The sequence below is a fragment of the Bacillus sp. jun7 genome (assembly GCF_051034795.1).
GTDB lineage: Bacteria > Bacillota > Bacilli > Bacillales > Bacillaceae > Bacillus > Bacillus velezensis.
On the sequence record NZ_CP093219.1, the window covers coordinates 1,264,020 to 1,288,063 of the forward strand.

The following is a 24,044-nucleotide window of genomic DNA, read 5'->3' on the forward strand; positions in this document are numbered from 1 at the left end:
GCATAAATTCATGCTTTATGCTGTTGGACATTTCTCTTTATTCTACTATAATCAACTCATAAGTGAAATGTTATAGGAGGTTTTCTCATGGCAAAAGAAAGTTCTTTTGATATTGTATCCAAAGTTGAATTTCCCGAAGTGCAGAATGCGATTCAGATGACGCTGAAAGAAATCGGCACGCGCTATGACTTTAAAGGATCGAAAAGCGATGTAACTTTAGAAAAGGAAGAACTTGTCCTGATTTCTGATGACGAGTTTAAACTGAATCAGCTCAAAGATGTGCTGAGCGGCAAGCTGATCAAACGGGACGTGCCGACGAAAAACATTGAATACGGCAAAATCGAAAATGCCTCAGGGGGCACGGTGCGCCAGCGCGCGAAGCTTGTACAGGGCATTGATAAAGACAACGCCAAAAAAATCAACGCTGTGATTAAAAACTCCGGCTTGAAGGTCAAGTCGCAGATTCAGGACGACCAAGTGCGCGTCACCGGAAAAAATAAAGATGATCTGCAGCAGATTATTGCAGCCGTCCGCGGGGCAGACCTGCCGATTGACGTTCAATTTATTAATTTTAGATAAATTATGTGATTCCTATTGATTATTGTCTCTATTTTCGGTAAATTTGGAGAAAGGGATTTTCACAGTTAAGTTTTGGAAACCCATGACAATTATATGAACGTTCTTATCAAGAGAAGCCGAGGGACTGGCCCGACGACGCTTCAGCAACCGGTGTAATGGTTTAACCCAAACCATGACCAAGGTGCTAAATCCAGCAAGCTAAAAACAGCTTGGAAGATAAGAAGAGAGACAAATGATTACAAAGTCTTCTTCTTAAGAAGACTTTTTTTATTTCTCTTTTTTCCTTGCTGAATGTGACGAAGGAGGCAAACAATGGGACTATTACAAGACTTAAAAGAACGGATTTTAATCGGGGACGGCGCGATGGGCACTCTCCTCTATTCCTACGGCATTGACAGATGTTTTGAGGAACTGAACGTATCAAAGCCCGAGGAAATCAAGCGGATACATAAGGCTTACGTCGAAGCCGGGGCAGACATCATCCAGACAAATACGTACGGCGCGAATTTTATTAAGCTCTCAAGATACGGACTTGAGGATGAAACGAAAAAAATCAATCAGGAGGCGGTCAGAATCGCGCGCGCTTCCTCAGACGGCGCTTATGTATTGGGAACGATGGGCGGCATCCGCACCTTTAACAAAAACGCCTACAGCCTGGAGGAGATTAAACGCAGCTTTCGGGAGCAGCTTTATTTATTGCTTCACGAAGAGCCGGACGGTCTGCTCCTGGAAACATACTATGATTTAGAAGAGGCGCGCGAAGTGCTGAAGATAGCGAGAAAAGAAACGGAACTTCCGATTATGCTGAACGTATCCATGCACGAACAGGGCGTGCTGCAGGACGGAACGCCGCTTCGGGAAGCCCTCAGGTCAATTGCCGATCTCGGCGCTGACATAACGGGAATCAATTGTAGGCTCGGCCCGTACCACATGATTGAAGCGCTCACCGAAGTGCCGATTTTCCGTGACGCTTATTTATCGGTCTATCCGAACAGCAGCCTTCCGTCTTTAGAAGAAGGCCGGCTTGTTTATGATACGGACGATGCCTATTTCCGGGAGAGCGCCGTACAGTTCCGCACTCAGGGCGCGCGCATTATCGGCGGCTGCTGCGGTACGACGCCAAACCATATCAGAGCCATGGCTGAAGCGGTCCGCGGACTTTCTCCCGTCACTGATAAAGAAGTGAAAATCAGACGGGAAGAAGAAATCATCTCCGTCCGGAATGAACGGACCGAGCCTGGTTTAAACGAAATCGCCGCTCAAAAACGGTCAATTATCGTAGAGCTTGATCCGCCGAAAAAATTGAATTTTGACAAATTTCTGCAAGCGGCGGCTGAATTAAAAGAAACCGGCATAGAAGCGCTGACGCTCGCCGACAATTCATTGGCGACACCGCGGATCAGCAATGCCGCCTGCGGTTCATTGCTGAAAGAACGCCTTGATATCCGTTCTCTCGTTCACATTACATGCAGAGACCGCAACATCATCGGCCTTCAGTCACATTTAATGGGGCTGGATACGCTCGGGCTCACCGACATTTTAGCCATCACGGGTGATCCTTCAAAAATCGGCGACTTTCCGGGGGCTACCTCCGTCTATGATTTAACGTCCTTTGACTTGATCAGGCTGATTAAGCAATTCAACGAGGGCATTTCTTTATCAGGGAAACCGCTCGGCAAGAAAACGAACTTTTCCGTAGCCGGAGCATTTAATCCGAATGTCCGCCATCTTGATAAAGCAGTAAAACGGCTGGAGAAAAAAATCGAGTGCGGAGCTGACTACTTCGTGTCCCAGCCTGTCTACTCGGAGCAGCAGCTCATTGACATTCATCATGAAACGAAACACCTCAAAACACCGGTGTATATCGGAATTATGCCGTTAACGAGCAGCCGCAATGCAGAGTTCATTCATCATGAGATCCCGGGCATTAAGCTGTCAGACAGCATCCGGGAAAAAATGGCGCTCGCCGGCGAAGACAAGCAAAAGCAGAAAGCCGAAGGCCTCGCCATCGCCAAGTCGCTTCTCGACACGGCGTGCGAACTGTTTAACGGAATTTATTTAATCACCCCGTTTCTCCGTTCTGATTTGACATCAGAGCTTGCAGCTTATATTAAGCAAAAGGATGAAAAGCGGGCTGATGTATATTTGCACTGACGCGGAAGAGGCCGCCTGATATGACAGGCGGCTTTTTCATGGTACGATACAGAAAAAGAATCAAACAAAGGAGGATTTTTTATGGTTGAAGTAAAACCCATCACCGCAGAAGACACATACGCCATCAGACACAGCGTGCTGCGCCCCCATCAGACGATTGAGGATTGTAAATATGATCAGGACAGCGTCAAAGGAGCATTTCATCTCGGAGGTTTTTACGACGGGACATTGATCAGCATCGCTTCTTTCTACCCGCAGAACCAGCAGGCTTTACAGGCGGCGCCCGCCTACCAGCTGCGCGGCATGGCGACGCTTGAAGAATACCGGACGCAAAAAGCGGGAAGCACGTTAATCGCCTATGCGGAACGAAAACTGGCAGATATGGGGGCGGCGCTTGTCTGGTGCAACGCCAGATGTCACGTGAAGGGATATTACGAGAAGCTCGGCTGGAAAAGCACGGGCAGCCCCTTTGACATACCCGGCATCGGCCCGCATGTGATCATGTATAAAGAACTCGCCTGAAACAGACAAAAGCCCTTGGGGACATGTCTCTAAGGGCATTACCTTGAATGTCACGTCTGCTTTTATATGCGACACTATTGACGCCCTCCCGCTTTTTTAATACCCTTTGTACATTACGCAACAGCAAGGATGGCAGGCAGAAAGCGATATCTGCCAATTGCCGATTTCAGCTATTATGTTTAGAAAAGGGAGTATGAGATGAATACGATCCAAAAACCGAAAATCCCGAAAGAATTGCCGGTGCTTTCTTTCACTGAAGCGCTTCAGGATGAGGAGCTCAAAGAAGTCATCATTGAAAACGGCATCGTAAACGGCAAACTGGACGGCCTGCGTGCCGAAAAAGTCATTTTCAGAAACATCGTTTTTACGGATATCTCTTTCAGACATATGGAATGTACGGATGTCCTGTTTGACAAATGCGATGTCTCAAACGCTGATTTCAGCGGAAGCATCATCCATAGAACGGCGTTTCAGCATTCAAAACTTCTCGGCTTGAATCTGGCGGATTCCGCCATGCGTCATGTACGGTTTGAAGACTGCCTCGCAAATTACAGCTCCTTCAGCTATTCCAATATGAAGCATGTCCGTTTTGACTCGTGCGGCCTTTCAGAAAGTGAGTGGAATGATGCCGTTCTTGAATACACAGATCTTGACGTCTGTGATTTGAACGGCGCAAACTTCATCGGCACGTCTCTTTTTAATATGGATATCAGCACGTGCACATTTGATCATCTGCATGTCTCGCTTGATAAGCTGAAAGGATGCCGCATCTCTCCGGCGCATGCCGTTACATTCGCAGAAGCGCTCGGCGCCATTGTGACGTGATCTTTTATTAAACGAAACGGCGGGCAATGTCCGCTATCGTTTGAATGCCTTTTTCCAAGTCCGGTAAAGATGCGTACGAATAGGAAAGACGCAGGCTTTGCCGGTCTTCGGGAAGATAGAGAGCTCCCGGATTGATCAGCACGCCGGCCTCCAAGGCACGGATGAAAAGCGTCTGAACGGTGAATGCTTTATGGAAGGTGACCCAAATATAAAAGCCCCCCTCCGGCACACGCCACTCCGCAATATCTCCCGCGTATCTTTCAAGAAAACGCAATGCCGCATCTCTCCTGATTTTGAGTTCCTTTCTGAGACGCAAAAGACGCTCTTCATAGCGGCCGCTTGACAGCCATTGACATGCCGCCCATTGAGATAAAGCGCTGGAGCCGTAATCCGTCTGCATTTTAATATCGGCGAGCCTGTCTGCAACCGGCTCAGGGGCGACGACCCATCCGATGCGCAGACCCGGGCTTACGGTTTTTGACAGCGTGCCGATATACAGTACATTCCCCTCACCGTCCATGGATTTTAACGGAGGCGGCGGTTCTTTATCGATCCATATATCACCGTATGCGTCATCTTCAATGACAGGCAGACGGTGATTTCTTGCAAGCGCGATGAGTTCCTTCCGCCGCTTGAGTGACATTACCGTTCCGGTCGGATTATGGAATGACGGAATGGTGTACAGCAGCCCCGCTTCGTATTGCCGACGGTAAGCGGGAAGATGATCCGTTTTGATTCCGCTCCCATCCATCGGCACTCCCTTAAGCCTGACGCCCGCTGATTGAAACACACGCAGGGAATGGAGATACGACGGGTTTTCAGCCAGCATGACGGAGTTTGGTTTTAGCAGCCCGATTGAAATGAGCTGAAGCGCCTGCAGCGCCCCTGAGACGATTACGATGGATGCCGGGGACGCGTGAATCCCCTTTGTTTTCAAATGTTCCGCGACGCTTTGCCGAAGCTGCAGGCTGCCCTTCGGTTCTTCATAGCCGAGCGCAAAAATGTTAGTTCCCGCTTCACGGAACAGTTCGGCCATCTCCTGCTCAGGCAGCAGCTGTTGACTCAGCTCACCCGTCCCCAGCCTGATCAGATCCGGACGCGGCTCGTTTTGATTAATGGCCTGAATCAAGGATGAATTCGGCTGATGACTCCCCGATGTAACGTACGTGCTCCAATCAAGGGGCTTAGCCGCTGCCATGATGCTCCACGTATTGTTGACGACCTTTGTGCCTCCCCCTCTTTTTCCTTCCAGAAGACCTTGGGCGATTAACTCATCAACTGCTGCCGTCACTGTGCTTCGGTTGACCTGAAGCTCCTCGGCGAGCTTTCTTTGTGAGGGAATTTTCGTGCCAATGGTCCATTCGCCATGAAGTATTTTTTCTTTTATATGCTGTTCGATCTGGAGATAAAGCGGTATGTGCGACTCCCGATCCGGACGCCAGCTGTTCATACGTCATCCCTCCTTCTTTATTTATTATACATTTGGCTGGTTCAAGTACCAGCCAAATGGCCGGAGACATCAGCACACAGTGCGGCTACAATGAGATGTAGTTGACGATTGGAGGGTTTTACGATATGAATGCCATTCTTCACGGAGTGATGCTCGCTTTCGGCCTTATTTTGCCATTGGGCGCGCAAAACGTGTTTATTTTTCAGCAGGGAGCCTGGCAAAAACATGTGTGGCAGGCGTTTCCCGCAGTGATTGCCGCGGCGGTATGCGATACGATTCTCATCAGCGCGGCCGTCGCAGGCGTGTCAATGATTATTGCAGAGATTCCCGTTTTTCAGACCGTCATGCTTATAGGCGGCTTTTTGTTTCTCAGTTTTTTAGGCTGGCAGACTTGGAGAAGCAAACCGCAGGCCGAACAGGCGAAAAAAACAGTTTTCACGGCAAAAAAACAGGCGGTCACGGCCGCCATGGTATCCCTTTTGAACCCGCATGCGATTTTGGATACTGTCAGTGTCATCGGCACAAGCTCCGCCGCCTATCCGGGAATTGATAAATGGCTGTTTGCCGGTGCTTGTATCATGGTTTCCTGGGTATGGTTCGCCGGACTGGCATTCGCGGGACGGCTCGTCCAAACGGCGGATACAGGCGGCCGGCTCCTCGGCATCCTGAATCAATGCTCGGCATTGGTGATGTGGGGTGCTGCTTTTTATTTTGCGGCGCTTTTGTTTCGATAAAAGGAATTCGGCCAGGTCATGTTGAATGTACCGGTAGGAAGAGGGGGAATTGGAATGTCAGACATTTTAAAGCTGTATCACTACCACAGATGGGCAAATGAGCAAGTTATTCAGCATCTGAAGAGCCTGCCCGCGGCAAGCTTACAGCAGAAACTGGATAGTGTTTTTCCGACTGTGAACGCCGTGCTTGTGCATATATACCGGGCGGATTACATTTGGCTTCACGTGCTTTACGGAGAAACTTACGAACAAATCGTCTCGCAATTTGATCAATTTGAAAAGCTTGACGGAGATTTTGAGGCGGTTGAACATAGAATGACTGAACTGGACAAAGAATACAGCGAATTTTTAAGAGACTTGGAGAACATGGAAGGCCCGATCTCCATTTCTCATCCGCGCATGGGAACGCTCCAGACGACATATGCCGATGTGATCCGGCATATTGTGAATCACGGCACATACCATCGCGGCAATATAAGTGCGATGCTTCACCAAATGGGCTATAAAGGCGTGCCGACTGACTACATTTTTTTCTCATACGAATCATAAAAAAGCAAAGGCCTCCCGTGCCTTTGCTTTTTCACTTCGAATCTATCATAATCCGGCATAGTTGGGGGCGCCCGGTGTAAGCTTTACAGGCCTTCCGGTTTTAAAAGATTCCGTCGCGGCGATCCCGATTTCTAAGTTAATCGCGGCATCGATGTCTGTCACAATCGGCGTTTCCCCTTTTTTCACACATTCGGCAAAGTGCTCAAGCTCCAGACGGTAAGCGTCTTTAAAGCGGGCTTGAAAATCCGGAATAATTTCGTAGCTGCTGCCTGACTCCGTTAAAATGGTGACATGGCTGTTCCGCAGCGTGCCGACTAAAATGCTTCCCGCCGTCCCGATTATTTCGGCGCGGATGTCATGGCCGTACGGAGAATTTCGGCTTGCCTCCACATCGCCGGCCGCGCCTGAATCAAACTCAAGATACGTTAATGCCTGATCGACATCGCCGCACTCCTCCATGAACGGGTGCTTTAAAACCCTCCCGTGCCCGCTCACAGACGTAACCTCGGCATTCATGAGATATCTCGCGATGTCGTAATCATGAATCGAGCAGTCAATGAAAAGCCCTCCGCTATGTTTGATAAATTCCGCGGGCGGTGCGCCTTGATCTCTTGTAAATCCTTTATAATAAATGGGTCTGCCGATTTCCCCGGCGTCGATTCTTCTTTTCGCGTCGGCGTATGCCGGATCAAACCGCCTCATAAAACCGACCTGGCAGATGACGTCCGTTTCTTCGATTTTTTTCATGACTTTAATCGATTCCTCAAGACTCAGGGTGAGCGGCTTTTCAACAAAGATGTGCTTGCCGTTTTCAGCAGCCTTCATGATCATTTCCGCATGTGTGCTTGTCGGCGTGACAATGATGACGGCGTCAATCGTGTGATCTTCCAGCAGTTCATACGGGCTCTCCGTCCATTTGGCGATTCCTAATTCTTTCGCACACGCTTCCGCCTTCCCCTTCATCGGGTCACAGACGGCCGCAAGCTCGGCTCCCCGAACTTCGCCGGCTAAATGCTTCGCATGAAAATACCCTAATCGTCCTAATCCCAGCACCGCACATCTGACTTGATCTGTCATCTATCACCGCTCCTTTTTTCTTGAGGCCGCATGCCGCAATGGCGCAAGCGGTTTCCCTTATTAAACAGAAATTATTATTTTGAAAGCGCTTTATTTATAACTCAAGCTGTTGGCTTTCTTTGCTTGCAATCCGCAGTATTTGCGCAAGCGCTTTCTCAAAAGCTGTTTTAATTTTACAATGCTTTTCGCTCGTTTGACAATGTTTTTCACAGAAAAAAACGCCCTTATCGCTGAGGGCGCGTTTTTACCGGTGCCGTAGAATGCCTGATGACGAGTTCCGGAGATAAAATGATTTTGCTTTTTGTTTTTTTCTTCCCTTGAATCTCATCAATGAGAAGTTCAACGACACGCCGCCCCATTTGGCGGATGGGCTGAGAAATCGTCGTGAGCGGCGGTGCCGTCATTTCAGCGAGAATGGTATTGTCAAAGCCGATGACGGACAAGTCTTCCGGCACTCGAATGCCCCGGGAGCGCGCCGCCTGTATCGCCGCGCATGACAAGACATCATTAAAGGCGAAAACGGCGGTCGGAAGGTCTCTGTCAAACAGCTCGCCCGCTGCCTGTTTTCCGCTTTCCAGCGAATATTCCGTCGGTATGATCAGCGATTCATCTAGTGTCATCCCCGCTTCCCGCATCGCTTTTTGAAAACCTTTGATTCTGTCTCTTTCACCCGTGGTCGAGCCGTTTCCGACGATACAGGCGATTCTTTCATGGCCTAAAGATATGAGATGCTCAGCCGCCGTATAGCCGCCGAGAAAGTCATCGATAATGACGACGTCCATCGGCGCGAGCGGTTTATCCTGCGTAATCATCGCAAGCGGGATGCCCGATTTCACAATATCATCAAGCGCCGTGACGCTGTCATCATGATCAAGTCCCGTCGCGAATATAATGCCGTCCGCCTGCTTCTGCCGCAGCATCGAAAAATACTTCGTTTCTTTTTCAGGCTGATAATCGGTGCTGCAGATAATGATATGAAACCCAAGTACACCGGCGCTGTCTTCAATGCTTTTCGCCAGTTCCCCGAAAAACGGGTTTGAAATGTCCGGGGTGATCAGGCCGATCATATTCGTCTTTTTGCCCGTCAAAGCGGATGCGTGAACATTCGGATGATAGTCCATCTCCTCCATGACACGGAGCACCATCCGGCGGGTTTTGTCACTGATCCTCCCCGTATTGTTGATGACCCGCGAGACGGTCGAGATGGAGACGCCCGCTTTTTCGGCCACGTCGTAAATTGTCATTTTCATGCTTACCGATCCCTCTTCTGTTCTCTGGTATTAGGTCAGTCCGTTTTCCGGCTTACGAATTTGCGGTATTCAAGCGGCGAAATGCCTTCAATCTGTTTAAACAGTTTGGAAAAATAGGTTGGGTCCTCCATGCCGATGGCGTCCGCGATCGCCCCCATTTTGTCATTGGTTGCGGACAAAAGACGTTTCGCCTCCGTCATTCTGACTTTGTTCGTATACTGGCCGGGCGTGACGCCGAGCACCTGCTGCATGCAGCGGGTCACGTAGTCTTGGTTGTAATGAAGAGCCGAAGAGAGCGCTTTGATGGTTGTTTTCTCCTGATAGTGCTCCTGCAGGTACCGGGCGGCCTCCCATGCGACTCTTTCCTTTGCGGACGGGATTTGGAACGCTTCTTTCTGAAGATGGAGCAGCAGCTCTTCAAACAGAATCTGCTTTCTGAGCGGCAGGTCGGAGTTCTCGGCGCTGTCATCTGTCAGCACACTGAATTGCCCGGCCATAAACTGCGGGCGTCTCACCTTCCCTTTTTGCGGCAGGGACAGGCGGTAGCGGGACGGCTCTTCAAAGCTCCCTTTTTTTCGCCTCAGCTCCGACCAGTTGTTCCCGGTTGTTTCCGTCATCTCATAATCCGCTCCTTCAAAATGAAGCCACGAATAAGATGTCGTTTCTTCACTGCCTTTTGTTCCGTAATGTTCAAGCCCGGGAGAAAGCAGAATATATTCTCCCGCTTCAACGGAAAAGGCGTTTTCGTCTTCTGTAATGTAGAGGACGCCTTCTTTTACATACAGCAGATCAAACACCGGGAAGACCCGTCTCACATGGGTTTCGCCTTTTTTGAACACTCCTTCTCCCGCAGCGATAAAGACCGGGAACGGAGGGACTGTGAACTCGAGAAAGGACATATTTCCGGCCCTCCTTTTTAAGTCGGATTTTTGCAAGAAGTTTCGTTTCTCTCCCTTTTTATTATAAGAAAATGGAGGTACACTTTTAAACGTTGATTTTTTCAGGAAAGGGGTTATAAGAAATGAAACAAGCGATTTTAAAACGGGCTGCATTCAAACAATCCTCTGATCACAAACTCTCATTATACGCGCTGACTTGGCCGATATTTATTGAGGTTTCATTATATATGTTTATGGGAAACGCCGACACTCTTATGCTTAGCCAATACTCTGACAACAGCGTGGCGGCCGTGGGTGTCAGCAATCAGATTTTAAATTTAATTATCGTGATGTTCAGCTTTATCGCAACGGGTACGACAATTGTGATTTCACAGTTTTTAGGATCTAAACAGAAAAAAGAGGCGCAGGAAGTCGCTTATGTATCAATAGGAGCGAACTTTGTCATCAGTCTCGCCATCAGCGCCGCCATATTTTTTGCGGCCGTTCCGCTGCTTCATGTAATGGGTCTTTCCAATGAATTGATGCCGGATGCCAAAGTCTTTTTGCAGGTGGTCGGCGGGCTGTCCTTCATTCAGGCTTTGATTATGACGTTCAGCGCCATTTTAAAAAGCTACGGTCATACGAAGGATACGATGTTCGTTACGATCGGGATGAATATTTTAAATATTGCCGGAAACTTTCTTGTCATTTTCGGGCCGCTCGGCCTTCCGGTGTTAGGCGTCGCCGGTGTTGCGATGTCAACGTCCTTTGCGCGGATCATCGGGCTGATCGCGATGATTGTGATCGTCAAAAAACGCATCGGACTCGGTCTGACATGGCAAAAGATTTTTCACGTCCATAAAGAGCACTTGCGGAAACTCCTGAAAATCGGGATTCCGTCTGCCGGCGAACAGCTGTCTTACAACATTTCACAAATGGTTGTCACTTATTTTATCGCCATTATGGGCGCTCAGGCGCTTACAACAAAGGTTTATACACAAAACATCACCATGTTTATCCTGCTGTTCGGAACGGCGATCAGCCAGGGCACACAGATTTTGATCGGCAGATATATCGGCGCCAAACGGTTTGACGACGCTTATGACCGCTGCATGAAAAGTCTGTACTGGGCGCTTGGCATTGCCGCTTTGACATCCGTGATCATGACCTTGTTTTCAAAGCAGCTGATCGGAATCTTCACAAGCAGCCCTGACATTATTGCGACGGCGAGCATGCTGATCGCCATGACGATCATTCTTGAGCCCGGCCGTTCATTCAATGTCATTATCATCAACTCGCTGCGGGCTGCCGGAGATGCAAAATTCCCCGTCTACATGGCGATGATTTCCATGTGGGGTATCGGACTGCCTCTCGCTTATCTGTTCGGCATCCATTTTGGATTGGGGCTTATGGGCATCTGGATTTCATTTATCGCGGATGAATGGGTCAGAGGCATTCTTATGTACAGAAGATGGCGGTCGCGGATTTGGATTCAAAAAGGGATTGCATAAACGCCCGAAGCTTCGTTAAGAAGCCGGGCGTTTTTTTTATGCTTGCGAAAGCCGTTTTCTCATGTCACCGAGCTCTGACCGGTAATGTGCCAGCAAACCGGTAACGGCAGGCCTTGAGTATAACGGAAACAGCTCCAGCTCTTCAGACGCCTCCTCGAAATACGCCTCGGCCTCGAATGCGATGTACTCCCATACATTCATAAAAGCTTTGTTGACGGTACGGCTCTCCAGCTCTTCTTCCGTATAGCCGAATTGCTTCATCACCTGGCGCGGGAGACGCTTTTTCGCCCGCTCATCCGTATGGACCCCCAGAAGCACCCGGGTCAGCTGAATGGCTGCTCCTAATGAAACGGCTGCATGGCGGAGTTTCTCTTGGTTCCGGCGCGCGCAAACCGGCAGCAGAAGCAGGCCGAGGGCTCCGCCTGTTTGGCCCGCGTACATCAGCAGGTCATCAAACTCTTGATACGTTACTTTTTCTCTGTCAGAGATGTGGCCGGCGATAAACTCACGCAACGGCTCTTCTTCAAGCGCAAATTGCTGCCGCACATCGGTGAGCGCCTCCCACAAAAAGCCGTCGGCGCGTGCCCCGTTCAGAAAGTCTTGTGCCGCCTGTTCAAATCCCCCAAGTTCCTGCACATCGAGCCGATCAGCTTCGTGAAACAAAGCAAGCACCGCCCATGCGGCCCGCCTGTTTTTTGGCGGCAGGGATGAGAAAGTCCGTTTATATAAAGGAAAGTGCGCCTCGGCAAGCTGGGCGCATGTTTCGTATTCGGTCATGGTATCACTCCTCTGTTTTTTAGTGTACCATATGTTTCACAATAAAAAGACCGATATCCTTCAGCGGAAACCGGTCGCGGCACTGTTATTCTTCTATATCGATACGGTACGCCTCAAACCATGTATGGATCTGGGCAAGATGGGCGATCAGCTGCGGGCCTTTCATCAGCTGGCCGAACCACGGCACCTGAAAAGATGAACCTTCTGTCTCCAGCAGCATTTCCAGCTTCTTTCTGTCAAGCAGGGTGTGAAGCACGGAATCTTTCTGTTGCAAAATCGTTTTCAGCCATTCTGTGACCCCCTGCGTGTATTTCGGGTGATGCGTTTTCGGATAAGGGCTTTTTTTGCGGTACAAAATATCTTCAGGAAGCAGTCCTTCAAGCGCTTTCCGCAAAATGCCTTTTTCCCGGCTGCCATGCATTTTCATTTCCCAAGGAATATTCCAAACGTATTCCACAAGTCTGTGGTCGGCGAACGGCACCCGTACTTCAAGACTTGCGCCCATGCTCATGCGGTCTTTGCGGTCGAGCAGATTGGTCATAAACCAAAGCATATTTAAGTAGAACAGCTGCCGTCTCGCTTTATCTGTTCCCGTCTCACCGTCTAACAGCGGCGTTTCCGCAATGGTTTCTTCATATCTCGCATTCACGTATTCTCTAAGATTCAGCCGTTTTTGCCACTTTTCATCCAAGAGCGTGATCCTCTCCTCAGTCGACCTCATCCAAGGAAATCCGTCTTCTTCTGCCGCGGTGTGAAACCACGGATATCCGCCGAAAATTTCGTCCGCGCATTCTCCGGAAAGACTCACGACAAAATCTTTTTTAATTTCCCGGCAGAACCATAATAGCGATGAATCAACATCAGCCATGCCCGGCAGGTCTCTGACGAGAACGGATTCCTCCAGATGTTCAACCAGCTGATCCTGCGTAATCACGCACTTATGATGCTGTGTGCCGAATGCATTTGTCATTTTATCGATCCACGGGCCGTCATCATTCGGCTGAAAGGCGCTCGCTTTAAAAAATTTGCTGTTCTCCTCATAATCAATTGAATAAGTATGAAGGGGATCTCTTCCTTGTTTCTCAAAATGAGCGGCGGCTATCGCGGTTATCGCGCTCGAATCAAGCCCCCCTGATAAAAACGTGCAAACCGGCACGTCAGATACGAGCTGGCGTGTCACTGCATCCTGAAATAAGTACCGAATGTGAGCGGCGGTTTCATCGAAGCTGTCTGTATGCTTTTCGCTCTTTACATTCCAATAACGCCATATGGACAAACCGTCCTTTGAGAAAGTGAACGCATGGGCGGGACGCACCTCGTAAATTCCTTTAAACACCCCGCAGCCCGGAGTTCTGGACGGCCCGAGTCCGAATACTTCCGCAAGTCCGCCGCTGTCTGTGCGGGCTTTCACATCAGGATGAGCAAGGATGGCTTTCAATTCCGACCCAAACAGAAAGGAAGAGCCGTGTTCTTTATAAAAAAACGGTTTGACGCCGAGCCGGTCTCTTGCCCCGAACAGCCGCTTGCGCTTTTCATCCCAGATGGCAAAAGCGAAAATACCGTTCAAGCGGTCCACGCACTCCTCCCGCCACTCAATATAGCTGTGCAGCAGCACTTCTGTATCAGAGGTCCTCTCAAAACGGTGGCCCCTCGCCTGAAGCTCCTTCCGCAATTCCTCCGTGTTATACAGCTCGCCATTATAAATGATGGTGTACGTTTCCTCTTGATGCGTGCAGGCCATCGGCTGGCGGCCGCCTTCAATGTCAACGACCGAAAGTCTTTTATGTCCGAATAAAACATGGGGCTCTCCCCAGACGTTTGAATCATCAGGCCCTCGTTTTGAAAGAGTGTCTATCATATTGTTCATAATATGTTTCTCTTGGACGAGCTGCTTTTGAAAATCGACCCAACCCGCAATTCCACACATGTGATATCAGCTCCAATCCCGTTTCTGTCGGTTTCAAATTCGTTTCTATCAGCACTTTACCCAGTTTATGCAAAGAAACGCTGATAGTTGATTTGTCCCACTAAGACTTGTATGAGACAAGCCTGATTTGGAAAGAACGGAAGAGAAGAAACAAACAAAGGAGACCGGCACGGTTATGAAACGAAAACAGCTTTTCTCAGAAAAAAACAAATGGGGGCGCGGCACACTGATGATAGAGGACGGCATCTGCCTCGTCGAAAACGATGAAGGCGATATCCTGCTTGCAGACAGTCTCGGAAACGCAGCCGTATTGATGAAACGCGGCGGCCGATGGCAGCCGGCACGGATTTGCGGCGGTGCGGCCGAAATCGGCGCAGACACCATCCCCCTGCTCGGCGGGGAAGAAATCCGTTATGAAAAAGCGGTCAAACGGCCGCTGTTAACCTTGCTCGATTCGCTGGACGATGAAACGTTTCTGCTGTTTCTCAGCCATCTGCACGGGTTCGGCCTGTCTGTATATGATTGCGTATTTTCCTACAATCAGGCGCTGTTTTCCGGTGAAGGCGTTTCGTTTTATTACTTCTCGGCGGATGACGCACAATGCGCCCTGCAGCATCACCGCGGCAGCCCGGGTAAACACGACAGATTTGAATGGACGGCATCTGACGGGCGGCGCTCCATTATGTATTCTGCGGCAAAACAAGACGGCACCGCGTAACAAACAGGCGGCACCTTTTAAATAGGTGCCGCCTGATGTATTCAGCTTTGTTTTTCACGCTGATTGACGGCCGGCGTTTGCTTTTACCCTTCACAGCCGTAGCTTTTACGGCAACAAGAGTGATTGATGCTTTTGGCATCCTTCACATCTCCTTCGCCTCATCACCATCCCCTTGTCACGGCATTTCTCATTCAGCGGCACAGTTGCGCAACTAAAAAAACCCGGATGCATCCGGGTTTTTCAAGCGATTGATTAAAATACGTGAAAGCCGATCGGCAAGTGAAGGCCGAGCAGCACCGTCAGGACGAGCACGATAATAAAACCGATCCACAGTCCGCCGGTTGATTTGCCTTTTTTCTTACGGATGACGAGCATTTCCATCAGTCCGATGGTAATGATGCCGAGCAGCATTTTTCCGGCGTACTCTCCGTTCCAATTCGCAAAACGGACAAAAAGCTCAGCTCCGGTCAGAATAATAATAATGTAGAATAAGCGCAGAATCATATGCGTAATTTTTGCGCCCTTCGCTTTTCCGGCACCGTACAGCCCGTAGCTGACAAACACCAGGATAAGCGCAACGACCCATGAAGTAATATGCCAATGTGTCATTATGTTCAATTCCCCCTATCAGATCAATCTGCCTCACTTATGGTACCACAACAGGCCTCTCGGAGCATTATCAATCGTGCGAAAGACACACAATTATCCGATTTGGTTCGACAGCGTGCCGATCGGTTCAATTGTAATGTCAATACGGTCCCCCGGCTTTAAAAATTTCGGCGGCTTAAATCCTTTTCCGACACCGGACGGCGTCCCCGTCGCTATAATGTCACCGGCTTCAAGCGTCATTCCTTTTGACAGCGTCTCGATTAATTCAGCTATCGGAAATATCATGTCACCCGTTGATCCTGATTGGCGCAGTTCACCGTTTACCCGCGTTTCAACTTTCAGGCTTTGCGGATCGCTGACGGCCGACTTATGTACAATGACCGGGCCCATCGGGCATGTCGTATCGAGGCTTTTGCCGATAAAAAACTGTTTATGTTTTTTCTGCAGATCGCGCGCTGTTATATCATTTACAATTGTATAGCCGAATATATGATCAAGCGCATGTTCTTTGGAGATGTGCGATCCGCTTTTTGATATGATTACCGCAAGCTCCCCTTCATAATCAAGCTGCTCCGTTACATCCAAGTGGCTGTTCACTGTTTCTCCGTGTCCTGTAACGGCAGCCGGGGCTTTCGTAAAAACCATGGGATGCTCCGGTATATCCGCCTCACTCCCCATTTCAACGGCATGATCACGATAATTTTTCCCGATGCAGATCACGTTCTTTGAAGGTCTCGGAATAGGCGCGCAAAGCTTTACGTCAGACAGCGCATACATAAATGAACCCGATTCGTCATTCGGTTTTTTCGCCCATTCCGCAAGCTGTCCGGCATGCGCGACAAACTTATCTCCTTTTTGAATGCACTCGATCAGCGAACCCGGAATCGTCTCAAGTTCAAACAATTTTTTTTCAGCCTTTTGCAGATCTAAAATTTTGTTATCATCAATAATCAGACCGACAAATTTCCGGCTGTTCAGTTCCCCTGTCGCAAATTTCATGTTAATCCCCCATCATTTTTAAATCTGGCATTCCTTTATGTATTCTTCCTCCGGGCGGGAAATCCCTCTTTTAAACAGGCTGAAAATAAGTGTAAAAGAGTATCAAAAATTGTCACTTTTTTAGTCATATTGACGAAATAAAACCTTCTTGGCCAAAATGGGTTATACTATTATCATCCTATGTTTTCCAAAATAATCGAGAATTGGAGATCACACGATGAACAAAATTGAAGAAAAAAGATTAACTTTATTCGAGACAGCGCAAAAATTCGGAATCAATGCGACGGAGACCATCAGGTGCAGCCAGGAGCTGGACAGCCTTTTAAACGGGTGCCGGGGCGGGCTCATCCAACAAACGAAAGACAGCGGGCCGAACCCGGCCGCACAGATTCAGCACGGCCGCGAAAAAAAAGAGGCTTTCTCATAAACGTGATATGTATATAAATCTGTATCATTTATGTATAAGACCCGGCATGCGTAAAGCGCCGGTGTTTTTACGTCTAAAGTTTTTTCCGCTCACAAAAATGTGCATTTGTCATAAGCTATTTTAGGCAGGCAGCCCAGATAAGCTCCTGGAGTGCAGTCATGAAAATCTTCACGAAAAGGATGTGCTCGTATGCCCGCAATTGTCGGAGCGTTTAAAATTAATGCCGTCGGTACGAGCGGAGTCGTTCATATTGGCGACTGCATCACCATTTCTCCAAAAGCAGAGGTTAAGACATTTGCCGGAGCGGGCAGCTTCAATACCGGAGACAATCTCACACTGACGAATTACAGGAATTCAACGAATGTGTACGATAATGATGTAATCGATCAGCCGATGGCAGGAAACGCATAAAGGAGGCGCCGTATGAATTTTTACGTCAATCAGTCGATCCATATCAATTACATGCGTGTAGAATCTGTCAGCAATTCCTCCATACTGCAAATCGGAAGCGCCGGTTCAATTAAATCTCTTTCCAATCTGTACAACACAGGGAGTTATGTTGAGCCGGCGCCGCCTGTCACCGCGGGGCAGCAGGCTGTAACAACAGGGGGAGGTCCCGGCACCTCATCATTTGTACCGCTCCAGCCGCCAAGCCGGTAGTTTTAATGAAGGAAACGAGACGCGAGGTGAATGTCATGTATGATCAATCCGTTTCATCCTACCTGCAGAATTTAAATTCTTTCGTCCAGCAGCAGGCGCAGCAGATTCAGGAGCTCGAACGGCAGCTGAAAGAATTCCAAAATGAAATTTCAACGCTGAAGCAGCAGCCATCTACAAGAATCGATCGGCTCGAGTATAAATTTGATCAGCTGAAAATTGAACGGCTGGAAGGAACGCTGAATATCGGGTTGAATCCGACTGATCCGAATGCCGTGCAAAACTTCGAAGTCGGCCAGACATCTCCGCAGGTCGGAATGATGCAGCAGGAACAGGCGGGCCAGCAAATGCAGCAAATCCGTCAAAACGTCGATATGTACCTGAATGAAGAAATCCCCGCGCTTTTAGAGCAGCTCGAAACTCAGTATGAGAGCAGGCTGGACGAAGCGAACAAATATCATATTATTGAAGATATCAGAAAGCAGATGGACAGCCGGATTCAGTATTATCTGTCCCATGTCCCGAAAGAAGAAAATACGGCGCCCGCGCAATATGCCGAGCAGATTGCCGAACATGTGAAGCGTGATATTGTCAGGGCCGTCGAGCACTTTATTAAACACATACCTGGTGAAATGAAAGGTGATGATCCGTCATGATTTTTACAGTGATTAACCGGAATATTGAAGTCGGCGACATCCGGTCTACCGGTGTATCCAGTTCTTCCTTATTATTAATCGGCGACACCGATTCCGTCTATCTGTCCTCCATCTTTGACACGCCTCCGGAATCTCTTATTATCGGGCCTTATGTGCCGCTGGCGCCGGAATAATGTTAAAGCGCATTTCACGCCTCCGAAACGCCAAAATCAATTCAGTCGGGATTGCGAGTGTCTTTCAAGCAGGCGATACGAATGAAATCAATATGCGGATCAAAGTATTGGCCGATCAGCGTAGTCTTGCTGTATACAGAGATGATGAAGGCTCATTTAACAAAAAAGAATACCAGATCTTTCGGCAGCCGGCCGTCATGCCGTTACCGGAAACAGGAGTCCAAAGCGCATTCTGCCATGAAAACCCTTCAATTCGAGTAAGGAATGTGAAAGTTCAAGGGGTATCGTCAGCGTCCGTGGTTCAAATCGGATCGACGTCGATCGTTCTGGGAGATTCGCGGCTGAAACATATTAGGCAGATCTTCACGCCAAGCTCACAATCACAGCAGCTCTGACATATAATGACGGTGAGACTTCTATAAAGGGTGTCGTTTATGCCAGCAATTACCGGACCTATAGCTATCAATTCCATATCGGGCGGAGTCGTAAACTTTGGTGATTCCTTTTACCTTTCTCCAAAAAGCTCTTCTAAATCTGCGCTCGGTTCGGGAGCAGGCAATACCGGAGATTTCCTGTTATTAAACAACGTTGTCAATGCGACAAACTATATAGACCCCGATGTCAGCGATCAAAATGTGGTCGGAAACGCCTAAAAAGCAGCCGCTCTTTCAGAAGAGGGCTGCTTTTGGTTCAGCGTTATTTTCGTTCATTTGCTTTTTTTGTTTTTACAAGCTTTTCCGGCGGCTGTTTTCTGATCCATTTCACAAACCGCGCGAGTTTCGGGTCACGCCGCAGCTCTTCTATTCCCGCGAGCCTTGCCGCAAGCTCCTGATTCGTATAGAGCGCGTGAATCTGTTTATGACAAGGGATGCAGAGCATTGCGGTCGGAAGGAATGTCCCGCCTTCTTCCTTAGGCGTTAAGTGGTGCTCCGTCAGCCGCACATGATGGCGGCCGCATAATTCACATGTGCCCTCGGCAGAATCGGCCATAATTCCTTCTCCTTTCTACATGATCTCCAATGTGACCCGGGTGCCTTTCCCGCCCGGTTCGGACGGATGAACGATTAATTTTTTCGGCAGACGCGCTCTCAGCTCCTGCACATGGCTGATCACTCCGACGGATAAGTTGTCCGATTGCAGCTTTTCGAGCGCTGTGACAACGGTGTCTAAGAGCCCTTGGTCAAGAGTCCCGAATCCTTCATCTAAGAAAAAGAATTGCAGCGGGTATTGCCCCCGCAGCTGAATCTGGGCGGACAAGGCAAGCGCAAGCGACAGCGATGTCAGAAACGTCTCCCCGCCGGAAAGGCTTGATACGGGCCGTTTGACGCCTCCGTTCGCGTCATCACGCATGACGAAACCGCCTTCTGAATCGACTAATATGGCATACCGCTGCCTTGTCAGCGCTCCGAGACGGGCAGAGGCGTCCCGAGCCACGCTTTCCAGCTGTTCTTCCGCTAAAAATTCGACGAATGTATTGCCTTTACATACAGACTGGAGCTTATCAAGCCTGTCAATCTGTGTCTGCCAGCTTTTCAGCTCGGCTTCAATTTCTTTAAAGCGCTTATGCTGTTTTTGCATAACCGCGAAGGCTTTTGCCTGTGCCCCTTTTTCCTCCATGGCGGCGCCTGACTCAGCCTCTGCCTGCTTCAGCAGAGAAACCGATGCTGTCCATTCTTCCTCCGATATCCGGCGCTCGGCTAATTTATCAGTAACACGGCTGATATTTGCCGATAGCTGTTTTGAGGTGTCCAGAAACTCATCAATTTCTTTTTTCATTTCCTCTGCACGCCCTTGCGGAAGCAGACTTTTTTTAACTTGGTCCGGCTCGGTAAACCCGGTGTCTTTTGACCTCACGCGCCAGTCGTTTTGCGCTTTCTCAAGGGAGGTCTCAGCATCCCTGAGTGACATGAGACTCCCTGATTCCCTGCCTTTTGCATCATTCAGTGATTGCTGCGCCTGCTTCAGCGCATCGAATAGGGACTGTTCTTTTGATTTTAACAGCTGTAATTCCTGCCGCACCGCTTCAAGCTTTGCGGAAATTGATGTTTCTTCAGCTGCTGTTCCGAGCTCTTGTTCATATCCGTCAATCACCTGCTGCAGGCGCTCAGACGCATAGTGAAGCTCGAGCCGTTCCCGTTCAAGCCGATGCTTCATCTCCTGCAGGCGTTCTTTCTCCTCTTCATGTTCCTTGAGGAATGCGATGCTTGTTTCAATGCGCTTCTCACATTCTTCTGCCTGCCTGTCCTTCTCATCTATCGAAGCCTGCCAGGCGTCAATCCGGTTTGGCGGAATATCACCGCAGACTTCGTTGTACTGATTCAATCGGCTTTCTGACAGCGATTCAAGCTCTTCTAATGAATGTCTGAGACGGTCGGCTTCTTTTTCCTCGTAGCGGATTCGTTCGGCAAGCTGCTCAGCTTGTTTTACCGTCTGCTGATGCGCGCTGATCAGTCTTGTGACCTTCTCTTTTACCGACAGCATATCCTGTTTCATTTGTTTCCATTCCAAGCGGACGGCGCTGAACGCTTCATCAAGCGGGCGTCCGCTGATGGAAGAAGCGGCTTCCAGCTCCGGAACCCGGGCGCTTTGCAGAAACGGACATTCTTCGGTAAAACGCCCCGACTGTTCTTCTAATGCAACCTTGGCTGTCAGCACTTCCTGAGAAAGAGCCGCCGCCTCAGAAAGCAGTGCTTCCACCTGCTGCAAATGTTCCTGCACAGCGGTATCAGGCGAGAATGTTTCATGAGCGGAACGCGGGCGGTCATGCTGCGTCGAGCCGCATACAGGACAAGGCTTTCCTTCGATCAGTTTTTCCGATAATTCTTTTGTTAATGCAGCCGTTCTCGCTTCCTCTGAGCGCCTGCGGAGATCGGCTTGCGTTTTTTCAGCCCGTTCGGCTGCGGCTTTCAGTGAACGTTCCGTTTCACAGACCATATGGTAAACGGTTTGCAGCGTTTGATAAGAGCGCGTAATGTCTTCCTCTTCCGTTTTCGCTTTCTCTGTGAGCGACTCGCTTTCTCCGTTGAGCTTCTCCACGTTTTTCAGCTGCGTTGTCAGATTGGCCCGTTCTTTCGTGATTTGTTCCTGTGTCTGCTGAAAGCCTGCCGCCAGCTGTGCTGCGGTCTGGCATTTTTTCCGTTCATCGGCGGTCACTTGAACTGCTTTCAGCTCTTCTTTCAGCTCATTCTGCCTGTTTTGGCCGCGGGTCAGGCGGTCTTTCACTGCGGCCAGCTGTTTCGAGGCGGCTTCGTATTCTTCCTCTTTTTTGCTGTGCTCCGCATTTGTTTTTTCCGCTTCTTTTTTCGCTTCAAGCAGTTTTTGTTCAATGGCTAAAAGTCTTTGATACAGCTCTTCTTCCTTGACAAGCTTCGGCTCCTGTTCGGCCTTATGGGCCCGCCATGCTTCATAGGCTTCATTTTGCCGGGTAAATGAAACGGTTTCCGCCTCTGATTTCCGTTTGGCCAGTTCGTGTTCCTGTTCGGCGCGCTGCTTCCGGCGGACGGCTTCGGTGCAGCGGTCTGCGTACGGCTCAAGGGCGAGAGCTGTTTCCGCCTCTTTAAGACGCTCAGTCAAATCCGTGATGTACGGGCGTCTTTCCTCAAGCTTTTTCTCCCGGCGCTCATATTCATCTCTCTCTGTCTGCAAGTTCCAAATTTCCTGGTGATTTTCAAAACGCTCTTTTGCCCGGACCCGTTTCTTCTCAGCTGCTTCAAGCCGTTCGTTCGCTTCGTGAAACTGCTGTTCAGCCTGCTTCAGCGCATCTTCTCCTGCGTCTCCGAGGCCGGATTGTTCGGCCAGCATTTCATTTTTTTTCGCTGCCGCTTCCTGCGCCCGCCGCCGCAATTTTTTGACAAGCCTGTCCCCGTACTGTTCCAGATTAAACAGGCGCTGGAGCATATGTCTTCTTTCCGCGCCTTTAAGCGACAGAAACTCGGCAAACTTTCCTTGCGGCAGCACGACGGCTCTTGTAAAGTCGTCAATGGTCAGGCCAAGAAGCTCCTCTACCTTTTTGTTCACTTCATTCGCTTTATCGGCCAGCACCGTTTGTTCATCTTTGATTTCAATCAGCCGGCAGAGGGCGGTTTTTACTTTCGTTTCATCCGTTCTCTTAAAAACGCGCTCGACCTTGTAGGAAACCCGGTGGCCGGATTGAAGCGCGAATGTAAATGAGACGGCGAGCTGATCTTCGGCATGATTCAGAATGCCGTGCGTATTATTTGCGGCGCGCTCCACTTTTCCGTATAAAGCGAGTGTCATGGCATCAAGGATCGACGATTTTCCGCTTCCGGTCGGCCCGAAAATCCCGAACACCCCGGCTCCTGACAGTCCGGCAAAATCAATGGTCTGTTCCTCCCTGAAGCTGTGGAGCCCTTTTATCGTTAACAGAATCGGCTTCATGTCGCATCCTCCTCATCATCTGCTGACGCAAGCTCTAAAAACAGCTTGACCATCTCCTCATCCGGCACGCCGCCGCCCGTTTGTTTTTCATAAAACTTCTTAAATCGATCCTCAATTGATGTGTGTTTCACTTCAATCCGGTCATTTTCGGTCTCTTTTTCTTCAAAAACCGGCCTGATATGGATAAAACCGGGATGCGCCTTTCTCAGCCGATGAATTTCCTCGAGAGAAAGCTGATCCGTCAAATGGATATCAAGGTCGATCCAGGCATTCCGGTCACGCCCTTCATCAAGCCAGCCGTGAACCTCGCCCAGCCCCTGCGCTTTCCATTTGACGAGCGGTTTACCGGAAGACAGGAAAATCTCTTCCCACTTCGCTTCTCCGCCGGGCTTCGCTTCTACCACCGTCACCGATTTGGCATAACCGGCTTCCGAAAAGCTGTATGCGAGCGGAGAGCCTGAATAACGGGCAGCCGTCTTGGCGCGCTTGATCGTTTGCGGACGGTGGAGATGGCCGAGAGCCACGTAAGCCGCATCAGCCGGCAGGCTGTCAGCGGCAACTGTGTAAGCGCCCCCGACTTCAATCGGACGCTCTGAATCGGTCTGATTTCCCCCCGCGACATAAATGTGGCTCGCCGCGATTTTCACGGCATCGTCCCGGCACAGTCCGCACATGTGAGCAAACGCCTCTCTGATTTTCACATCGTAATGATCGCGAAGAAGCTTTTCCTCAAACGTATCAGAAAGCACTTCGTTTAATCTCGCCTCTGACGGATATGCCAGCGCGGCTACGGCTAACAGCTCGTCCGCCGACGGCACCTCAATATGCACGGGTTCTGTCCGCGGATAGCCGATTAAATGAATGCCGCGCTCATTTGTTAACGGAGAAGCCGCCGCCAGCCTGTCGGGATTGTCATGGTTTCCGGCAATGACGACGACCGGTCGTTTTCCGCCGTCAGAAAGCGCGGAAAGACTTTCATAATACAATTGTTCAGCGAGCGCAGGCGGGTTGACCGTATCAAATACATCCCCCGCCATAATGACCGCATCAATGTTTTCTTCCTTGACAATGGTATTCAGCTCTTCCAATACCTCGGCCTGCTCGCTCAGCCGGCTTCTGCCTTCCAGCGTTTTGCCGAGGTGCCAGTCAGCTGTATGTAAAATGCGCATACCGC

The 24,044-nt window shown here is 49.6% G+C and carries 26 protein-coding genes and 1 riboswitch; of the genes, 15 read left to right on the forward strand and 11 right to left on the reverse strand.

The window, feature by feature from the left end; genetic code table 11:
• Positions 1-87: 87 nt before the first annotated feature.
• From MJQ52_RS05660 to MJQ52_RS05675, 4 genes are all read left to right on the forward strand, one after another.
• Complete coding sequence (locus MJQ52_RS05660) at positions 88-579, forward strand: YajQ family cyclic di-GMP-binding protein (RefSeq protein WP_012117263.1); 492 nt, start codon at positions 88-90, stop codon at positions 577-579.
• Between the two features lie 100 nt (positions 580-679).
• Positions 680-802: riboswitch (SAM riboswitch) on the forward strand.
• Between the two features lie 89 nt (positions 803-891).
• The gene (locus MJQ52_RS05665; RefSeq protein WP_070081610.1) at positions 892-2,733 is read left to right on the forward strand and encodes a bifunctional homocysteine S-methyltransferase/methylenetetrahydrofolate reductase; all 1,842 of its coding nucleotides are present in this window, start codon (positions 892-894) and stop codon (positions 2,731-2,733) included.
• Positions 2,734-2,814: 81 nt separating this feature from the next.
• Complete coding sequence (locus MJQ52_RS05670) at positions 2,815-3,255, forward strand: GNAT family N-acetyltransferase (protein WP_007409151.1); 441 nt, start codon at positions 2,815-2,817, stop codon at positions 3,253-3,255.
• Positions 3,256-3,453: 198 nt separating this feature from the next.
• Positions 3,454-4,080 (forward strand): pentapeptide repeat-containing protein, encoded by a 627-nt coding sequence (locus tag MJQ52_RS05675; RefSeq protein ID WP_071392012.1) that lies wholly within the window; start codon positions 3,454-3,456, stop codon positions 4,078-4,080.
• 7 nt (positions 4,081-4,087) lie between these two features.
• Here the strand turns inward: MJQ52_RS05675 and MJQ52_RS05680 are convergent, their stop codons facing one another.
• Positions 4,088-5,530, reverse strand: coding sequence for a PLP-dependent aminotransferase family protein (locus MJQ52_RS05680; RefSeq protein WP_182068773.1), 1,443 nt, complete (start codon positions 5,528-5,530; stop codon positions 4,088-4,090).
• Between the two features lie 125 nt (positions 5,531-5,655).
• Between MJQ52_RS05680 and MJQ52_RS05685 the strand changes: the two genes are divergently transcribed.
• Together MJQ52_RS05685 and MJQ52_RS05690 are read left to right on the forward strand one after the other, a co-directional pair.
• On the forward strand, positions 5,656-6,264 hold the full coding sequence (locus MJQ52_RS05685) for a LysE/ArgO family amino acid transporter (protein WP_058906696.1): 609 nt from the start codon (positions 5,656-5,658) through the stop codon (positions 6,262-6,264).
• A gap of 54 nt (positions 6,265-6,318) precedes the next feature.
• On the forward strand, positions 6,319-6,813 hold the full coding sequence (locus MJQ52_RS05690; protein WP_182068772.1) for a DinB family protein: 495 nt from the start codon (positions 6,319-6,321) through the stop codon (positions 6,811-6,813).
• Positions 6,814-6,858: 45 nt separating this feature from the next.
• Here MJQ52_RS05690 and iolG read toward each other — a convergent pair whose 3' ends face one another.
• The 3 genes from iolG to MJQ52_RS05705 all read right to left on the reverse strand — a co-directional run bounded on the left by iolG (position 6,859) and on the right by MJQ52_RS05705 (position 10,039).
• Entirely contained in the window at positions 6,859-7,890 is a 1,032-nt protein-coding gene (iolG, locus tag MJQ52_RS05695) for an inositol 2-dehydrogenase (protein WP_156735216.1), read from the reverse strand.
• 224 nt (positions 7,891-8,114) lie between these two features.
• Positions 8,115-9,140 (reverse strand): LacI family DNA-binding transcriptional regulator, encoded by a 1,026-nt coding sequence (locus tag MJQ52_RS05700; protein ID WP_265210064.1) that lies wholly within the window; start codon positions 9,138-9,140, stop codon positions 8,115-8,117.
• Between the two features lie 35 nt (positions 9,141-9,175).
• Entirely contained in the window at positions 9,176-10,039 is an 864-nt protein-coding gene (locus MJQ52_RS05705) for an AraC family transcriptional regulator (protein WP_060675023.1), read from the reverse strand.
• A 122-nt stretch (positions 10,040-10,161) separates the two neighbouring features.
• On the opposite strand from MJQ52_RS05705, the gene MJQ52_RS05710 reads away from it, so the two are divergent.
• On the forward strand, positions 10,162-11,529 hold the full coding sequence (locus tag MJQ52_RS05710; RefSeq protein ID WP_003155121.1) for an MATE family efflux transporter: 1,368 nt from the start codon (positions 10,162-10,164) through the stop codon (positions 11,527-11,529).
• A 36-nt stretch (positions 11,530-11,565) separates the two neighbouring features.
• On the opposite strand, the gene MJQ52_RS05715 is transcribed toward MJQ52_RS05710, so the two are convergent.
• Entirely contained in the window at positions 11,566-12,306 is a 741-nt protein-coding gene (locus tag MJQ52_RS05715) for a squalene/phytoene synthase family protein (RefSeq protein WP_204530429.1), read from the reverse strand.
• A gap of 85 nt (positions 12,307-12,391) precedes the next feature.
• Positions 12,392-14,233, reverse strand: a complete 1,842-nt coding sequence (gene asnB / locus MJQ52_RS05720; protein WP_070081604.1) for an asparagine synthase (glutamine-hydrolyzing) — start codon at positions 14,231-14,233, stop codon at positions 12,392-12,394.
• A 175-nt stretch (positions 14,234-14,408) separates the two neighbouring features.
• On the opposite strand from asnB, the gene MJQ52_RS05725 reads away from it, so the two are divergent.
• A complete protein-coding gene (locus MJQ52_RS05725) occupies positions 14,409-14,951 on the forward strand; it encodes a DUF2777 family protein (protein ID WP_094247890.1) in 543 nt (180 codons plus the stop codon).
• A gap of 252 nt (positions 14,952-15,203) precedes the next feature.
• On the opposite strand, the gene MJQ52_RS05730 is transcribed toward MJQ52_RS05725, so the two are convergent.
• Both MJQ52_RS05730 and MJQ52_RS05735 read right to left on the reverse strand, forming a co-directional pair.
• Positions 15,204-15,560 (reverse strand): YisL family protein, encoded by a 357-nt coding sequence (locus tag MJQ52_RS05730; RefSeq protein WP_003155128.1) that lies wholly within the window; start codon positions 15,558-15,560, stop codon positions 15,204-15,206.
• Positions 15,561-15,653: 93 nt separating this feature from the next.
• A complete protein-coding gene (locus MJQ52_RS05735; RefSeq protein WP_094247086.1) occupies positions 15,654-16,559 on the reverse strand; it encodes a fumarylacetoacetate hydrolase family protein in 906 nt (301 codons plus the stop codon).
• 217 nt (positions 16,560-16,776) lie between these two features.
• Here MJQ52_RS05735 and MJQ52_RS05740 point away from each other — a divergent pair, with 217 nt between their 5' ends.
• The 7 genes from MJQ52_RS05740 (at position 16,777) to MJQ52_RS05770 (ending at position 19,125) form a co-directional block, all read left to right on the forward strand.
• Positions 16,777-16,986 (forward strand): aspartyl-phosphate phosphatase Spo0E family protein, encoded by a 210-nt coding sequence (locus MJQ52_RS05740; RefSeq protein WP_025649564.1) that lies wholly within the window; start codon positions 16,777-16,779, stop codon positions 16,984-16,986.
• Between the two features lie 189 nt (positions 16,987-17,175).
• Positions 17,176-17,397 (forward strand): spore germination protein, encoded by a 222-nt coding sequence (locus MJQ52_RS05745; protein ID WP_003155135.1) that lies wholly within the window; start codon positions 17,176-17,178, stop codon positions 17,395-17,397.
• A gap of 12 nt (positions 17,398-17,409) precedes the next feature.
• Positions 17,410-17,646, forward strand: coding sequence for a spore germination protein GerPB (locus tag MJQ52_RS05750; RefSeq protein WP_003155138.1), 237 nt, complete (start codon positions 17,410-17,412; stop codon positions 17,644-17,646).
• Between the two features lie 35 nt (positions 17,647-17,681).
• Positions 17,682-18,299: a spore germination protein GerPC gene (locus MJQ52_RS05755; RefSeq protein ID WP_031378472.1), complete on the forward strand. Its 618-nt coding sequence runs from the start codon at positions 17,682-17,684 to the stop codon at positions 18,297-18,299.
• Positions 18,296-18,472 carry a hypothetical protein gene (locus MJQ52_RS05760; protein ID WP_003155141.1) on the forward strand — a complete coding sequence of 59 codons (177 nt, stop codon included), beginning with the start codon at positions 18,296-18,298 and terminating at the stop codon, positions 18,470-18,472. Before MJQ52_RS05755 ends, MJQ52_RS05760 begins: the two co-directional genes overlap by 4 nt.
• On the forward strand, positions 18,472-18,867 hold the full coding sequence (locus MJQ52_RS05765; protein WP_070081603.1) for a spore germination protein GerPE: 396 nt from the start codon (positions 18,472-18,474) through the stop codon (positions 18,865-18,867). Before MJQ52_RS05760 ends, MJQ52_RS05765 begins: the two co-directional genes overlap by 1 nt.
• Before the next feature lie 39 nt (positions 18,868-18,906).
• Entirely contained in the window at positions 18,907-19,125 is a 219-nt protein-coding gene (locus MJQ52_RS05770; RefSeq protein ID WP_003155143.1) for a spore germination protein, read from the forward strand.
• A 43-nt stretch (positions 19,126-19,168) separates the two neighbouring features.
• Here MJQ52_RS05770 and MJQ52_RS05775 read toward each other — a convergent pair whose 3' ends face one another.
• From MJQ52_RS05775 to sbcD, 3 genes are read right to left on the reverse strand one after another with little or no spacing between them, the layout of a single operon-like run.
• On the reverse strand, positions 19,169-19,462 hold the full coding sequence (locus MJQ52_RS05775; protein WP_070081602.1) for a hypothetical protein: 294 nt from the start codon (positions 19,460-19,462) through the stop codon (positions 19,169-19,171).
• 15 nt (positions 19,463-19,477) lie between these two features.
• Positions 19,478-22,870: an exonuclease subunit SbcC gene (sbcC, locus tag MJQ52_RS05780; protein ID WP_265210062.1), complete on the reverse strand. Its 3,393-nt coding sequence runs from the start codon at positions 22,868-22,870 to the stop codon at positions 19,478-19,480.
• Entirely contained in the window at positions 22,867-24,039 is a 1,173-nt protein-coding gene (gene sbcD, locus MJQ52_RS05785; RefSeq protein ID WP_434181864.1) for an exonuclease subunit SbcD, read from the reverse strand. Before sbcD ends, sbcC begins: the two co-directional genes overlap by 4 nt.
• Between the last annotated feature and the right edge of the window lie 5 nt (positions 24,040-24,044).

What these genes read in the sequence shown, in the direction of transcription:
- MJQ52_RS05750 (WP_003155138.1), top strand. Translation starts at nt 17,410, where the DNA reads ATGAATTTTTACGTCAATCAGTCGATCCATATCAATTACATGCGTGTA.
- asnB (WP_070081604.1), bottom strand. Translation starts at nt 14,233, where the DNA reads ATGTGTGGAATTGCGGGTTGGGTCGATTTTCAAAAGCAGCTCGTCCAA.
- MJQ52_RS05770 (WP_003155143.1), top strand. Translation starts at nt 18,907, where the DNA reads ATGCCAGCAATTACCGGACCTATAGCTATCAATTCCATATCGGGCGGA.
- MJQ52_RS05760 (WP_003155141.1), top strand. Translation starts at nt 18,296, where the DNA reads ATGATTTTTACAGTGATTAACCGGAATATTGAAGTCGGCGACATCCGG.
- MJQ52_RS05685 (WP_058906696.1), top strand. Translation starts at nt 5,656, where the DNA reads ATGAATGCCATTCTTCACGGAGTGATGCTCGCTTTCGGCCTTATTTTG.
- sbcD (WP_434181864.1), bottom strand. Translation starts at nt 24,039, where the DNA reads ATGCGCATTTTACATACAGCTGACTGGCACCTCGGCAAAACGCTGGAA.
- MJQ52_RS05670 (WP_007409151.1), top strand. Translation starts at nt 2,815, where the DNA reads ATGGTTGAAGTAAAACCCATCACCGCAGAAGACACATACGCCATCAGA.
- MJQ52_RS05765 (WP_070081603.1), top strand. Translation starts at nt 18,472, where the DNA reads ATGTTAAAGCGCATTTCACGCCTCCGAAACGCCAAAATCAATTCAGTC.
- MJQ52_RS05725 (WP_094247890.1), top strand. Translation starts at nt 14,409, where the DNA reads ATGAAACGAAAACAGCTTTTCTCAGAAAAAAACAAATGGGGGCGCGGC.
- MJQ52_RS05705 (WP_060675023.1), bottom strand. Translation starts at nt 10,039, where the DNA reads ATGTCCTTTCTCGAGTTCACAGTCCCTCCGTTCCCGGTCTTTATCGCT.
- MJQ52_RS05690 (WP_182068772.1), top strand. Translation starts at nt 6,319, where the DNA reads ATGTCAGACATTTTAAAGCTGTATCACTACCACAGATGGGCAAATGAG.
- MJQ52_RS05675 (WP_071392012.1), top strand. Translation starts at nt 3,454, where the DNA reads ATGAATACGATCCAAAAACCGAAAATCCCGAAAGAATTGCCGGTGCTT.
- MJQ52_RS05700 (WP_265210064.1), bottom strand. Translation starts at nt 9,140, where the DNA reads ATGAAAATGACAATTTACGACGTGGCCGAAAAAGCGGGCGTCTCCATC.
- MJQ52_RS05680 (WP_182068773.1), bottom strand. Translation starts at nt 5,530, where the DNA reads ATGAACAGCTGGCGTCCGGATCGGGAGTCGCACATACCGCTTTATCTC.
- MJQ52_RS05730 (WP_003155128.1), bottom strand. Translation starts at nt 15,560, where the DNA reads ATGACACATTGGCATATTACTTCATGGGTCGTTGCGCTTATCCTGGTG.
- MJQ52_RS05715 (WP_204530429.1), bottom strand. Translation starts at nt 12,306, where the DNA reads ATGACCGAATACGAAACATGCGCCCAGCTTGCCGAGGCGCACTTTCCT.
- MJQ52_RS05660 (WP_012117263.1), top strand. Translation starts at nt 88, where the DNA reads ATGGCAAAAGAAAGTTCTTTTGATATTGTATCCAAAGTTGAATTTCCC.
- iolG (WP_156735216.1), bottom strand. Translation starts at nt 7,890, where the DNA reads ATGACAGATCAAGTCAGATGTGCGGTGCTGGGATTAGGACGATTAGGG.
- MJQ52_RS05740 (WP_025649564.1), top strand. Translation starts at nt 16,777, where the DNA reads ATGAACAAAATTGAAGAAAAAAGATTAACTTTATTCGAGACAGCGCAA.
- MJQ52_RS05710 (WP_003155121.1), top strand. Translation starts at nt 10,162, where the DNA reads ATGAAACAAGCGATTTTAAAACGGGCTGCATTCAAACAATCCTCTGAT.
- MJQ52_RS05775 (WP_070081602.1), bottom strand. Translation starts at nt 19,462, where the DNA reads ATGGCCGATTCTGCCGAGGGCACATGTGAATTATGCGGCCGCCATCAT.
- MJQ52_RS05755 (WP_031378472.1), top strand. Translation starts at nt 17,682, where the DNA reads ATGTATGATCAATCCGTTTCATCCTACCTGCAGAATTTAAATTCTTTC.
- MJQ52_RS05665 (WP_070081610.1), top strand. Translation starts at nt 892, where the DNA reads ATGGGACTATTACAAGACTTAAAAGAACGGATTTTAATCGGGGACGGC.
- MJQ52_RS05735 (WP_094247086.1), bottom strand. Translation starts at nt 16,559, where the DNA reads ATGAAATTTGCGACAGGGGAACTGAACAGCCGGAAATTTGTCGGTCTG.
- MJQ52_RS05745 (WP_003155135.1), top strand. Translation starts at nt 17,176, where the DNA reads ATGCCCGCAATTGTCGGAGCGTTTAAAATTAATGCCGTCGGTACGAGC.
- sbcC (WP_265210062.1), bottom strand. Translation starts at nt 22,870, where the DNA reads ATGAAGCCGATTCTGTTAACGATAAAAGGGCTCCACAGCTTCAGGGAG.